Here is a 13,669-nt window from a genome sequence, read left to right on the forward strand (position 1 = left end):
TGGCGAAACATCAGACTAAACGCTCAGCACTAACGCTCAGCGGTTCGCGGTGGTTGCGCGCGCAATCTTGTCGAGCAGCGCCTGCAACGAAACCGGTTTGCCGAGATGGCCGTCGTAGCCCGCGCGAATCGCACGCGTGGCATCCTGCGGACGGCCGAAGCCGGTCAGCGCGAGCGCCGGCACCGCAGCGGTGGCCGGCAGCTTGCGCAACGCCGCGATCAGCTCATAGCCGTCCATGCCCGGCATGCCGATATCCGACAGAATCAGATCGAACGTCTGATGCGCGGCGACCGCCAGCGCGGCCGCGCCATTGGTTTGCGGCCACACCTGCGCGCCTTCCATTTCGAGCAGGCCCTGAAACGCTTGCAGGCTCTCTACCGCGTCGTCGACCAGCAGAATGCGCATGCCCTTCAGCAGACTGGCGTCGCCCTGAGCCTCGCGCGGTTCGATTCGCGGCGCGGCATTGTCGGCCGGCAGCCAGACGCGGAAACGCGCGCCCTTGCCCGCGCCCGCCGACTCCGCTTCGACCCGTCCGCCATGCATTTCGCTCAGTTGCTTGACGAGCGCGAGTCCAATGCCCAGGCCGCCGCTATGCCGCCGGTGCGCGCCCTCCGCCTGGCTGAACATATCGAACACGTTGGGCAGAAACGCCGCCTCGATGCCGCGCCCGGTATCGCGCACTTCAATGCACGCATGGTCGTTCTCGCGCGACAGTTGCAGCGTCACGCGTCCGCCCGGCGGCGTGAACTTCACCGCGTTGCTGACGAGGTTCCACAGAATCTGTTCGAAGCGCACGGCGTCGGCGTCGATAAAAAACGGCTCGGCGACGCCGATCACCTCGACGCTCACCTGATGCGCGGACGCATCCGCCTCGATCGCGCTGGCCACCTGCGCGGTGATCGCCGCGATATCGACCCGCGAGCGTTCCAGCGCCAGCTTGCCGGTACGCACGCGCGACAGGTCCAGCAAGTCATCGATGATCTTCGCAAGGCTGATCACCGAACGGCGGATCGCGTCGGCCGCGTCGCGCACTACCGGCAAGCCCTGGGTGGACGGCGCGCGATCCAGCATGTCCGCTTTCACATGAATCAGGTTGAGCGGATTCTTCAGTTCATGCGACAGCACCGCGAGAAATTCGTCCTTCAGGCGGCTGGCGGCTTCCACCTTCTGCCGCACCGAGCGTTCCAGCGAAATCTTGCGTTGTTCGAGCGCCTCGGTGCCTTTGCGCTCGGTCAGATCGCGTACGATCTTCGCGAAGCCGCTGAAACTGTCCGACGCGACCGGCGTAATCACACCGCTGCAATAGAGCCGCGCGCCGCTCTTATGGACGTACCAGCGCTCGTCTTCCGCGCGGCCGTCGTTCTGTGCGCGGCGCCGTTCGCTGGCGGATTCGTTGGCTTCACGCTCTTCCGGCAGGTACAGGCGGTCGAGCGTTTGTCCGACCATCTCGTGTTCGCTGTAACCGAAAATACGCTCGGCGCCCTTATTCCAGGTCGCCACGCGCCCGTCCATGTCCTGCACGATGATCGCGAAATCATTCGTGCTTTGCGCGGCCAGATGCAGGCGCTCTTCACTGGAGCGCACCAGTTGCTCGGCACGCCGCAGCGCCGAGATATCGACGATGGTCAGCACCGCGCCCTCGATGCGATCGTCGGTGGTGCGATACGGCGACAGCCGCGTGAGGAAATGGCGCCCGTTGATGCCGCGAATCTCGCGTTCGATCAGTTGCAGCGAATCGAATACGGCAACCGTGTCGTCGGCCAGTTGCGGGTAGTCGAGCCGGTGTGTGATGTCGTGCAGCGGACGGCCCACGTCCGACGGAATCACGTTGAACAGTTCCGTGGCGGCGGGCGTATAGCGCTTGATACGCATCTCTCGATCCACGAACACCGTCGCGATGCCGGTCGACGCGATCACGTTCTGCAAGTCGTCTTTGGCCTTGCTGGTTTCCTCGATCTTGGCCTGCAACTCGGCATTGACGGTAAACAGTTCCTCGTTCAACGACTGCAATTCTTCCTTGCTGGTCTCGAGTTCTTCGGTGGCGGCGCGCAGTTCCTCGTTGATCGCCTGCAATTCTTCGTTCGACGCCTTCAGCTCTTCCGTCGAGGCTTCCGACTGCTCGACCGTCGAGCGCAATTCCTGTTTCGTACGATGCAGTTCGTCCTCGAGATGCACCAGCAGCGAATCCTGTGCGGCAGGCTGGGTCCGCGGCCCGAGCGCTCCGGCAGCAGCGCCGGCCGCGACCTCCTCGAACACCACCAGCGCGAATTCCGGCGCGTCCTCCGAACGGCGATAAGGGCGCACGATGATCCGCACGCGCGCTTCCGGCGTGAATTCGATCGACGCCGTGGTCACTTCGCTATTGCCGCGCAGCGACTGGAACAGCGCCGCGCGCAATTGCAGACGCAGCGCCGGGTTCACCAGCATGATCAGGTTGTACGACGGCTCGCCGCGCGCGAAACGCAGATAGCGGCCGGCATGCTCGGAGATATGCAGGATGTTCGCGTCGGTATCGACCACGATGCTCGGCGGCGCATACAGCTCGAGAATGCGGTGATGCAGCGCCGAGAACGGCAACGCCTGCGGTAGCGGCTGCACCGGGCCGGCGTAGGGGGTGGCGCTCACGCCGCCGTGCTGAATGACCGGCATGCTGATCGGCGGACGCACCGCGGTCGTCACGCGGTTCGCGCGGTAGATGCGGTTTTTCTTGTCGACCGGGGTGAAGAGTTCGCCGGCCGCCTCTGCGGATTCGGAGCTGCCGAGCAACAGATAACCGCCCGGCTGCAACGCGAAATGGAACATTTGCAGCACCTGGCTCTGCACGCTGCGGTCGAGATAGATCAGCAGATTGCGGCACGACACCAGGTCGACGCGCGAAAACGGCGGATCGCGCAGCACGTTGTGCACCGCGAACAGCACCCGTTCGCGGATCGGCTTGCTGACCCGGAAGTGCGAGCGCTCCGGCGTGAAAAACTGCCGCAGGCGTTGCGCGGAAACATCCGCCGTAATCGACTCCGGATAGAGCCCCGCACGCGCGAACGCGATAGCGCGTTCGTCGATGTCGGTGGCGAATAGCTGCACCGGAATGCCGTCGTGATGCGCGGGGTGGTCGGCGAGCAGCATGGCGAGCGAATAGGCTTCCTCGCCCGTCGCGCAACCGGCGACCCACACGCGCAGCGGATCGTCCTCGGATTTCTTCTGGAACAGCTTCGGCACGATCTCGCGCTCGACCACCTCGAAAGTCTCGCGGTCGCGGAAGAAATTCGTCACGCCGATCAGCATGTCCTTGAGCAGCGCCGGGGTTTCTTCCGGATGCGTGAGCACATAGTCCTGGTAACTCTGCAGATCGGGAATTCCGTTGACCTGCAAACGGCGTTCGATACGCCGCAGAATCGTCGCGCGTTTGTAATGGCGGAAGTCGTGGCCGGTGCGCGCGCGCAACGTGGCGAGCACGCCGAGCAACGCGCGCTCGGCGGTGGAGGCCGCGTCGGGCTGGGCGGCGGCGAGCGCTTCGGGTTCTTCTTCGGCGGCCGGCAGGCGGATCGCGCGGGCGTTGTCGGCCAGTTCGCGGAGCTTGCGCGGCATCTCGGCGGCCGGCAGCGCGAAGTCGATCATGCCGGTCGCCATCGCGTTCTGCGGCATTTCCGGGTACTCGGCGTCCGACGGCTGCTGCGCGATCGTCACGCCGCCCTGCTCCTTGATCCGGCCAATCCCGGTCGAGCCGTCCGCGCCCGTGCCGGAAAGCACGATCGCAATGGACCGCTCGCGGTGCGTGTCGGCGAGGCTGCGAAAGAACAGGTCGATCGCGATCGGGCGGCCACGCGGCCGCCCGACTTCGGTCGGCGTCAGGTGGCCGTCGTCGAGCGCGAGGTCGTGCGACGGCGAGATCACGTAGACGTGGTTCTTTTCCACCTGAACCGGGTGTTGAACCTGCAGCACCGGCATGCGGGTGGCGTGTTGCAGCACCTGGTCGGCGCTGCTCGCATGGTTGGGCGACAAATGCAGCACGACCACGAAGGCCATATCCATATCGGCCGGCGCGTTCTCGAAGAAACGCAGTAGCGCCTGCACGCCGCCCGCGGACGCGCCAATGCCGACCACTGGAAAATTCAATGGGCTCGACTCGGACGCAGCCGTCTGCGCCGAAGTCGCGGCGGCGCTTTCGGCGTGGGTGGAGGTTCCTGTTTGCGTGCTCGTGGTCGCCGTGGTCTGCGCGTTGGCTGGAGACGCCCCTGCTTCACTGCCGGTCATACCCATCCTTGTGTGCTGCGCTGCGTCCCAGCGGCCTCGCCGTCATTGCGACGTGGGCCTCCCTTTGTTCAGCCCGCATTGTCGCGTGTGTCGGGCCGCATTGCAAAGGCTGGGATGGGGCTGGACGGGGTCGGTGCGGGCGCTGGGCCGCCCGCTTCCTGCTCGCCTGGGGTTCGCCTGGGGTTCGCCTGGTACTCGCGGCGTCCTTATTGCCCCTTTGTGTCGCTGCTGGCGTCGGCGCCGGGGGTATTGGTCGAATCGGTCATCGGCTTTTTGGCCTTCTTCGTGTGATGCTTTTTCATCGACTTATGTGCGCTCGCGCCGGACGCCTGCATGTCACCGCCCTCGCGGGTCGAACCGGCGTTGGTGCCCGCGTTCGGGTCGTTGCCCGCCGCGCCGCCGCCCCCGCTGCCTTGCGCCATGGCCAGCGACGAGGCCGCGAGCAACGTTGAGATGAGCAATGCGTGTTTGATCTTCATGATCCTTCTCCCGTTCCTGAAAGTAGCGGGTCGCGCCGGCTGCGCCAGCCGGATACGCGAACCTCGTCTACTTCACAGCAAGGGGTGTGCCGCGAGTCATGAAACGCTTCGAACACGCCGCGCCACGCCTTAGGGTTCGCAGACCACCAGCGCGTGCAGTTCGTCGATATTGAACGGCTTCGCGAGAATCGCAACGCCGAGACGCCGTGCGCGGTCGAGCTCGTCGGCGTAGCCGGTCATCAGCGCGATCTTCTGCGACGGCCACGCGCTGCGGACTTTTTCCGCGAGATCGATGCCGTTGAGCTTGCCGGGCATCTGGATATCGGACAGCACGAGCTCGAAGCGCGCGCCGCCCGTCAGCACGTCGAGCGCCTGGTCGGCGGTCGGTTCGTGCCGCACTTCGCAGCCGAAGGTCTCCAGCACGGCAGCCACGCCCGCCGCGACGTCTTCGTTGTCCTCCACCAGTAGCACCACGCCCGCCGAAGCGGGTATCGGCGGGCGAACCGTTTCGAGGTTCGCGGCGGCCGCGGCCTGCCGTTCGCGGTGACGCGGCAAGTACAGCCTGACCGTCGTGCCGCTGCCCGGCACGCTTTCGATCTTCGCGGTGCCGCCGGCCTGCTCGCACATCGACAGCACCTGCGCGAGACCGAGACCCGTGCCCGAGCCGCGCAGCTTGGTGGTGAACAGCGGCTCGAAGGCGCGCCGCGCGACGGCTTCGGGCATGCCCTCGCCGTCGTCGGAACAGGCGATCAGCACGTATTCGCCGTCGGGCAGCAAGGTATCGCTACCCACCAGCCGGTTGTTCTGGCAACGAATCACGAAGTGGCCGCCGCGCGGCATCGCATCGCGCGCGTTGACCGCGAGGTTCATGATCGCGAATTCGAGGTCGGTCGAATCGGCCAGCACCTGCCAGACGTTGTCGACCATGTTCAGCGCGAGTTCCACGTTATCGCCGAGCGCCGCGTCGATCAGCGGCGCGGCGGCGGGTAGCCAGTTCGCCAGATCGACCGCCTCCTGCTTGAGCGGCTGCTTGCGCGCCACGCTCAGCAGACGCCGCGTCAGCGATTCGGCGGTGGCGGTGGCGCGCTCGACCGCGAGCACTTCTTTTTCGAGGTTGTTGTAGCGCTTGAGGCGCGCCAGTTCGGTATTGGCCGCGACTACCATCAGCAGATTGTTGAAGTCATGCGCGACGTTGGCGACCAGATTGCCGAGCGCGCCCATACGCTGCAACTGGCGGCTCGATGCTTCGGCGGACAGCCGCATCGCGACTTCACCCTGCCAGCGCTCCCACGCGCGGCGCTCGCCTTCGAGTTGGCGCAGCGAGTAAAACACCAGCAGCCAGATCGCGATGCACGGCACTGCCGTGAACGCGGCGATCATGATGAAATGCTGACGCCACGCGACGCCGATCGACTCGGTCGCGTACGCGCTCATCACATACAGCGGATAGTCGCCGACGCGGCGAAACGCCAGCAGTCGCTCCACGCCGTCGACGGTGGAATGCAGGCGCACATGACCGAACAGTTGTTTGTCGCGCAGGGCTTCGGTAAAGGCGCTCTGCGAGGTGGGCTTCGAACCCGGCGGCCATTCGGGGTAACGCACCAGCAGATTGCCGTCCTGGCGATACAGCCCCAAGGCCAGCGACGAATCGCCATTAGTCAGTTCACGGTAGAAGCGTAAAAAGTAGTCGTTGCGCAGCGCGACGGACACTTCACCGAGGAACTGGCCATCAACACCGGAGCGGCCGGTCGAGGTGGTGAACACATTGGTGCGCGACACAGGCCCGAAGATCGGCAACGAGAAATACGGTTGCGGACGCATGGCCTTGGCGGCGATAAAGTCGTCGCGCTGCGCGTTCGACAGGGTCGGCGCCGGATACGCGAGACTCGACACCAGCAGATCGCCTTTCGCGCCGAGCAGATAGATGGACGACACCTGCGGAAAGTCACCGCCGATTTCGCGCAACCGGCCGTGCAACTGCGCGTCATGCGCGCGAACCTGCGCGTCGTCTTCATTGCCCAGCAAATCGACGATGCGCGACGCCATCTGCTGGTTGAGGTCCATCACCTTGACGGCCTGTTCCTCGGTCACGCGAGCGAGCCGGTCGATCATGTCGTTCGAATCGGCAATGCGGCGCTGGTAATCGAAGTAGCCGTAACCCGCCAGACAGACCAGCGGAAACACAATCGATACGGCGAGCACGATCAGCAGCATGCGCCGCGTGGCCGCGAAGTTTCGCGACGGCATCGGGAAATCGACTGCAACTCGCTCCGCACGCTGCACGGCCACGATCTCCATGAAAGGTCTTTACAAGGCAAGGCGCGCATTTCTTTCGAATACCCATGCGCGGCGCGTTGTTCGTGCGCTATTTCCTGCTTTCCTGAATTTACCTCACTTCCGTCGTTCTCCCTAGCGCGCGCGACGACGAAAAATGTCTTCGGACAAGTCGGGCGGTCGTGGGCACGTGGATTGCTGACGCAGAGGCGTTCGGCGAATTCCGCCATGCCTGTGTGCTGCGCTGCAATGCGCGACATTGCTTTAAACATCGAATCGAAGTTCACCGCCCGCGAGGAACCGGCCATGTCCACCACTGCCCGACGCGTCGCCCAGCTCTCGCAACTGCGAGCGGATCGTGCTGAACGCGTGGAGGTGGACGACGAAAAAATTCTGCTGGTGCGCGACGGCGATACCGTTCGCGCCTACGCCGCCGATTGCCCGCATGCCGGCGCGCCACTGGAAGAAGGCGCGCTGTGCAATGGAAAAATCATTTGCCCGTGGCACAAAGCCATGTTCGATGTCGCCACCGGCGACGTGCTCGAACCTTGCGCGCTGATCGCGCTCGACCGTTACCCCGTGATCGTGACCGGCGACGACGTGATAGTCACCCCCGAAAAACTTCCGCGCCCGATGCACAACGCATCGTCGCGCGATCCGCATTACGTGATCATCGGCGCGGGCGCGGCGGGTGCCGCCGCTTGCGCCGCATTACGCGAAGGCGGTTTTGCGGGCCGCCTCACGATGATCGGCGCCGAGCCGCACGCACCTTACGATCGCACTGCACTCAGCAAATTCGTGCCGTCCGGTGAAATGGCGCCGGCCGACGTACCGCCGCTGCTGTCGCCCGACTGGTACGCGCAACACGACGTGGAACGGCTCGTCGCGACAGTCGCACGTCTCGACGTGCCGAAGCGCACGATTCATTTTGAAAGCGGCGGCGAACTCACTTACGACACCGCGCTGCTCGCCACCGGCAGCACGCCGAAACTACCCGATATCCCCGGCTGCGAACTCGGCGGCGTGCATGTACTGCGCACGCTCGACGACGCCGCCGCGCTGGTCGACGCGTTCGGCGACGACCCGTCGCAAGTGCGGGTCGCGATTATCGGCGGCAGCTTTATCGGTCTGGAAACGGCCTCGGCGTTACGCACGCGCAATGCGCAGGTCACCGTGATCGCGCCGGACAGCGTGCCGTTCGCGAAGCAGTTCGGCGAACGTGCCGGCGCGATGATCCGCGAATTGCACGAGCGTCATGGCGTGGTGTTCCGACTCGGCGCGAAGGTCGCCTCGCTCGAAGGCGAAGAAGGCAACGTGCATGACGTGATGCTCGAAGGCGGCGAACATGTGGCTGCCGATCTCGTGTTGCTAGGCACGGGCGTTGCGCCGGCTACCGGTTTTGTCGAAGGACTCCCGTTGCAGAAAGACGGCGGCGTGATCGTGAATGCCGGCATGCAGGCCGCGCCCGGACTGTATGCGGCCGGCGATATCGCGGCGTTTCCGCTGGTCGAGAACCGCGAGCCGTTGCGTATCGAACATTGGCGGCTCGCGCAACAGCACGCGCGGATCGCGGCGCAAAACATGTGCGGTGCGCGGCATCGTTATAGCGGCGTGCCGTTTTTCTGGACCTATCACTTCGGTAAAAACTTTGAATACCTCGGCCATGCGAGCGAGTGGGACGAGTTCGTTGTCCATGGCGAGTTGGAGAACCAGCAATTCGTCGCGCTGTATGTAAAAGACGGCCAGGTTGCCGCCGTACTCGCCTGCGAGCATGAAGCGCACACCGCGCGTCTGATCGATGCGATGCGCGACGGTCTGTCGCGCGCTGACGCGTTGGCGATTATCGAAGAAGTCGATTCCCTGAAGGAGAAACCGCAATGACGGAACACAAGGAAAAACATCCGCACTCGAACAAGAGCGAGAAACAGATCGACAAACAGGTCGAAGACAGTTTTCCCGCCAGCGATCCGCCCTCCACGGGCGGCACCACGAAGATCGTGCCCGACAAGGAACACGCGTCGAAGCCGCACACGCCGGCCGATAAGCCGGGTCACCGCTAGCACGCTTTCCGTACCGATACCGCCCCGACGCACCGCCGACGGGGCGGTTTTCTCTGCTATGCATCTGCTGCCCCTCTCGAACGACGGGAACGAATCGCCATGTCAGACGAAACCGACGCCGCTGAAGACACACAAGAGCAGGACGAACATAAAAAACCGCAGGACAGTAAAGACGAGAAGTCGGACAGCAATAAAGACGACGACAGTGGCAAAGGTGATGGCAAAGGCGACGACGGCGACGACAAAAAGCGCAAGAAGCCCAGCAAAAAACCGCTGATCATTCTTGCCATCGTGGTGATCCTGCTGGCGATCGTTGCGTTCATCTGGTGGTTCGCGACCCGCAACGAACTGACCACCGACGACGCCTACACCGACGGCAACGCAATCACCATGGCGCCGAAAGTCTCGGGCTACGTGGTGCAGCTCGCCGTCAACGATAACGTCTACGTCCACAAGGGCGATCTGCTGATCGTGATCGACAAGCGCGACTATCAGGCGCAAGTCGATCAGGCTCAGGCCCAGGTCGGCCTCGCGAAAGCGCAACTGAATGCCGCCCAGGTTCAGCTCGATATCGCGCGCGTTCAATATCCGGCGCAGTACCGTCAGGCCAGGGCACAGACCTCGTCGGCGGAAGCGAACCTCAAGCAGGCTCAGGCCGCGTACATCCGCCAGCATGCGGTGGATCAGCGGGCCACGTCGCAGCAGAATATCGACACCGCCGATGCGCAGCAGCAATCCGCGCACGCCAGCGTCGAGCAGGCGCGCGCGCAGCAGCAGACCGCGAGCCTCGTGCCGCAACAGATCCGCCAGACGGAAGCGACCGTCGAGGAACGCCGTCAGCAGGTGCAGCAAGCCGAAGCACAACTCGAACAGGCGCAACTGAATCTCTCGTACTGCGAGGTGCGCTCGCCGTCCGACGGCTGGATCACGCGGCGCAACGTGCAGCTCGGCAGCTTTTTGCAGGCGGGCGTGTCGCTATTTTCGATCGTCACGCCGCAGGTGTGGGTGACGGCGAACTTCAAGGAGTCGCAACTCGAACGCATGCGGCCCGGCGACAAGGTGAAGGTCGAAGTCGACGCGTATCCGAAACTCGATCTGCACGGCCACGTGGACAGCGTTCAGCTCGGCAGCGGCTCGCGTTTCTCGGCGTTTCCGGCGGAGAACGCCACCGGCAACTTCGTGAAGATCGTGCAGCGCGTGCCGGTGAAAATCGTCATCGACGACGGCTTGCCGCGCGATCAGCCGCTCGGACTCGGTTTGTCGGTCACGCCGAAGGTGTATCTGAAATGACGGCGCTCGTGTCGACCTCGAAAACGGCTCTCGTTCGCGTGGTAGTTGCCGGCCGCGCCAATCCGTCTGACGCGGTGTGCCCATGAGTTCAGCCGACGCCAGCCAGGACCACGCCAACTGGAAGCCGGCCGCCAATCCGTGGCTGATCGCGATTGTCGTGACGCTCGCGGCATTCATGGAAGTGCTCGACACGACCATTGTGAACGTCGCGTTGCCGCACATTGCCGGCACCATGTCCGCCAGTTACGACGAAGCCACGTGGACCCTCACCTCTTACCTCGTGGCCAACGGCATCGTGCTGCCGATCTCGGGTTTTCTCGGCCGCGTGATGGGTCGCAAGCGCTACTTCCTCGTCTGCATCATCGCGTTCACGGTCTGTTCGTTCCTGTGCGGAATTGCTACCGATCTTTGGCAACTGATTATCTTCCGCATTTTGCAGGGCTTTTTCGGCGGCGGTCTGCAGCCGAACCAGCAGTCGATCATTCTCGACACCTTCCCGCCCGAACAACGCGGCCGCGCGTTTTCGATTTCGGCGATAGCGATCGTCGTCGCCCCCGTGCTCGGGCCGACGCTCGGCGGCTGGATCACCGACAACTTCTCGTGGCGCTGGGTGTTTCTGCTCAACGTGCCGGTCGGCGTGCTGACCACGCTCGCGGTCATGCAACTGGTCGAGGACCCGCCGTGGAAAAAGAATGCCGACACGAAAGTATCGATCGACTACATCGGCATCTCGCTGATCGCGATCGGGCTTGGCTGTCTGCAGGTCATGCTCGATCGCGGCGAGGACGACGACTGGTTCTCATCGAACTTCATTCGCATCTTTGCGGTGCTGGCAGTCGCGGGGATTGTCGGTGCGACGCTCTGGCTGCTGTACACGAAGAAACCCGTGGTCGATCTGCGCTGCCTGAAAGATCGCAATTTCGCGCTCGGCTGCATGACGATCGGCGCCTTCGCCACCGTGCTGTACGGCAGTGCGGTGCTGGTGCCGCAACTCGCGCAGCAGCAACTCGGCTACACGGCGATGCTCGCGGGCCTCGTGCTGTCACCCGGCGCGGTGCTGATCACGCTGGAGATACCGATCATCAGCAAGCTGATGCCGTATATCCAGACGCGTTTCCTGGTCGCGACGGGCTTCGCGTTGCTGGCGTGCGCGCTCGCCTATTCGCATCTGCTGGTGCCCAATATCGATTACGCGACGCTGGTGAAGATGCGCAGCGCGCAATCGCTCGCGATCGGCTTTCTATTCGTGCCGATCACCACCCTTGCCTACCTGACCGTGCCGCCAAAGTTGAACGACGACGCGTCGGCGCTCTTCACGATGTTTCGCAACGTGGCGGGGTCGATCGGCATTTCGCTGTCGACCGCACTGATCCGCGAGCGTACTCAGGCTCGCATGGCGCATCTTTCCGAACACATGTCCACGCTCTCGCAAAACTACAACGACGCCGTGCAGCGCAGCGCGAAAACCATCGCCGACATGACCGGCGTGCCATTCGCGCAGGCCATGCAAACCGCCACCGGCCGCCTGTACACCGAGTTCATTTCGCAATCGACCATTCTCGCTTACGTCGACGTGTTCGCGATTCTCGCGGTGTTCTGCGCGCTCTGCATTCCGATGACGTTCTTCTTTTCTCCGGCCAAAGCGGCCGGCGGTGCGGGAGGACATTGATATGACACGCTCGCGTTTTGCTCCAAAGCTATCGGTGCTTTCTCTGGCCATGTTGCTCGCCGCTTGCAGCGTCGGGCCGGATTTTCATGCGCCCAACGCCGACGTGCCCGCGCAGTGGCGCGATCCGCAGCGCGCCGCTGCTGCTGCTTCCACGGCTTCGGCCACGGCCACGCCGGCTTCCGCTGCGAGCGTGGCGTCCGTGCCGACGCTCGACACCGATCCGGACCCTCGCTGGTGGCGCAATTTCAACGATCCGCAGCTCGACACGCTGATCGAACGCGCCGTGCGCGGCAATCTGGATTTGCAGGAGGCCGTGTTGCGCATCGTCGAAGCGCGCACGCAGGTGCAAAGCGCCGCGGCTCAGGGACTGCCGAACGTGCGCGCGACCGGCAGCTACCAGCGCGAACAGCTCGGCGTGAAGGGCTTTCTCGAATCGGACGGCGTCTACGACAAGGTCAACCAGCTCGGCGCGGCGAACTCGCCGGTCAACGCAATCGCGCCGGGTGCGGGCGCGACGCTGCAAAGCGGCGCGAACAACCTGCTGAACCAGCTCACCGCGCCGGTCAATCTCTGGCAGGCGGGCTTCGACGCGTCGTGGGAGTTGGACCTGTTCGGCCGTGTGCGTCGCTCGGTCGAGGCCGCGAAGGCGCAAACCGAAGCGGCCGAGGAAAGCCGCAACGACGCGCTGCTGTCGCTCGAAGCCGAAGTCGCGCAAACCTACCTGCAATTGCGCGGCGCACAGGCCTTGCACGACATCACGGTGAGCCTCGTCGATCAGCAGCGCGAGATCGTCACGCTGACGCAGAGTCAGGCGAAGGTCGGTCTCGCCAGCCAGATCGATGTCAAAAGCGCCGTCGCGCAGCTCGCGCAAACCCAGGCGCAGTTGCCGCAATTCGACCAGCAGATCGCCCAGGCGTTGAACGGCCTCGCTTATCTGGTGGGCGAAGCGCCCGGCGCCCTGGAAACGGAACTCGGCACGCCCGCCGCGGTGCCGCCGGTGCCGCCCACTGTGCCGGTCGGTTTACCGTCGACGCTGGCGCGCCGCCGGCCGGATATTCGCCGCGCCGAGGCCAACCTGCATGCCGCGACGGCGAACGTCGGCGTGGCGGTCGCGCAGTTTTACCCGGACGTGTCACTGACCGGCCAGGTCGGCACGCGCGCGACGAATGCAAGCGATCTGTCGCGCTGGTCGCATCTGTTCTATTCGTTCGGGCCAAGCGTGTCGCTGCCGATTTTTCAGGGCGGTGTGCTGGTGTCGAATCTGCGGATGTCGAAAGCGCAGCAGGCGGAGGCGGCGCTCGATTACCGCAAGACCGTGCTGACGGCGCTGCGCGATGTCGATAACGCGCTAGTGGTGTATCGCACCGATCAGGCGCGACGCGACGCGTTGGGCGACAGCGTGGCTGCGCAGCAAACTTCTTACGAACTGGCGCGGGACAGCTATCGGAAAGGGATCACGAGTTTTATCAACGTGCTCGATGCGGAGCGGCAACTAGCGCAGGCCCGGCAACAATATGCGCAGGGCACCGTGCAGGTGAGCACCGATCTGGTGGCGTTGTATAAGGCGCTGGGAGGTGGGTGGCAAGGTGGGGAGGCATCGAACGTTAGCCGCTAAACGATGGGGGTCGTTTAGCGTGTACCGCTAG

General features: G+C 64.1%; 8 protein-coding genes. 5 read left to right on the forward strand and 3 right to left on the reverse strand.

Annotation, left to right across the window (positions count from 1 at the left end; genetic code table 11):
* Window positions 1-36: 36 nt before the first annotated feature.
* The 3 genes from FA94_RS27850 to FA94_RS27860 all read right to left on the reverse strand — a co-directional run bounded on the left by FA94_RS27850 (window position 37) and on the right by FA94_RS27860 (window position 7,028).
* Entirely contained in the window at window positions 37-4,251 is a 4,215-nt protein-coding gene (locus tag FA94_RS27850; RefSeq protein WP_081936177.1) for a CheR family methyltransferase, read from the reverse strand.
* Between the two features lie 206 nt (window positions 4,252-4,457).
* Entirely contained in the window at window positions 4,458-4,730 is a 273-nt protein-coding gene (locus FA94_RS27855) for a hypothetical protein (RefSeq protein ID WP_035557335.1), read from the reverse strand.
* A gap of 129 nt (window positions 4,731-4,859) precedes the next feature.
* Window positions 4,860-7,028: a hybrid sensor histidine kinase/response regulator family protein gene (locus FA94_RS27860; RefSeq protein ID WP_035557338.1), complete on the reverse strand. Its 2,169-nt coding sequence runs from the start codon at window positions 7,026-7,028 to the stop codon at window positions 4,860-4,862.
* 282 nt (window positions 7,029-7,310) lie between these two features.
* Here FA94_RS27860 and FA94_RS27865 point away from each other — a divergent pair, with 282 nt between their 5' ends.
* The 5 genes from FA94_RS27865 (at window position 7,311) to FA94_RS27885 (ending at window position 13,638) form a co-directional block, all read left to right on the forward strand.
* Window positions 7,311-8,885, forward strand: a complete 1,575-nt coding sequence (locus FA94_RS27865; protein ID WP_035563238.1) for an FAD-dependent oxidoreductase — start codon at window positions 7,311-7,313, stop codon at window positions 8,883-8,885.
* A complete protein-coding gene (locus tag FA94_RS27870; RefSeq protein WP_035557339.1) occupies window positions 8,882-9,064 on the forward strand; it encodes a hypothetical protein in 183 nt (60 codons plus the stop codon). Before FA94_RS27865 ends, FA94_RS27870 begins: the two co-directional genes overlap by 4 nt.
* Window positions 9,065-9,163: 99 nt before the next feature.
* Entirely contained in the window at window positions 9,164-10,354 is a 1,191-nt protein-coding gene (locus FA94_RS27875) for an HlyD family secretion protein (protein ID WP_035557341.1), read from the forward strand.
* A gap of 82 nt (window positions 10,355-10,436) precedes the next feature.
* Window positions 10,437-12,023, forward strand: coding sequence for a DHA2 family efflux MFS transporter permease subunit (locus FA94_RS27880; RefSeq protein WP_035557345.1), 1,587 nt, complete (start codon window positions 10,437-10,439; stop codon window positions 12,021-12,023).
* Between the two features lies 1 nt (window position 12,024).
* Window positions 12,025-13,638, forward strand: coding sequence for an efflux transporter outer membrane subunit (locus FA94_RS27885; RefSeq protein ID WP_035557347.1), 1,614 nt, complete (start codon window positions 12,025-12,027; stop codon window positions 13,636-13,638).
* Window positions 13,639-13,669: the final 31 nt, after the last annotated feature.

Origin of the sequence: Burkholderia sp. 9120, from assembly GCF_000745015.1 — a bacterium.
GTDB lineage: Bacteria > Pseudomonadota > Gammaproteobacteria > Burkholderiales > Burkholderiaceae > Paraburkholderia.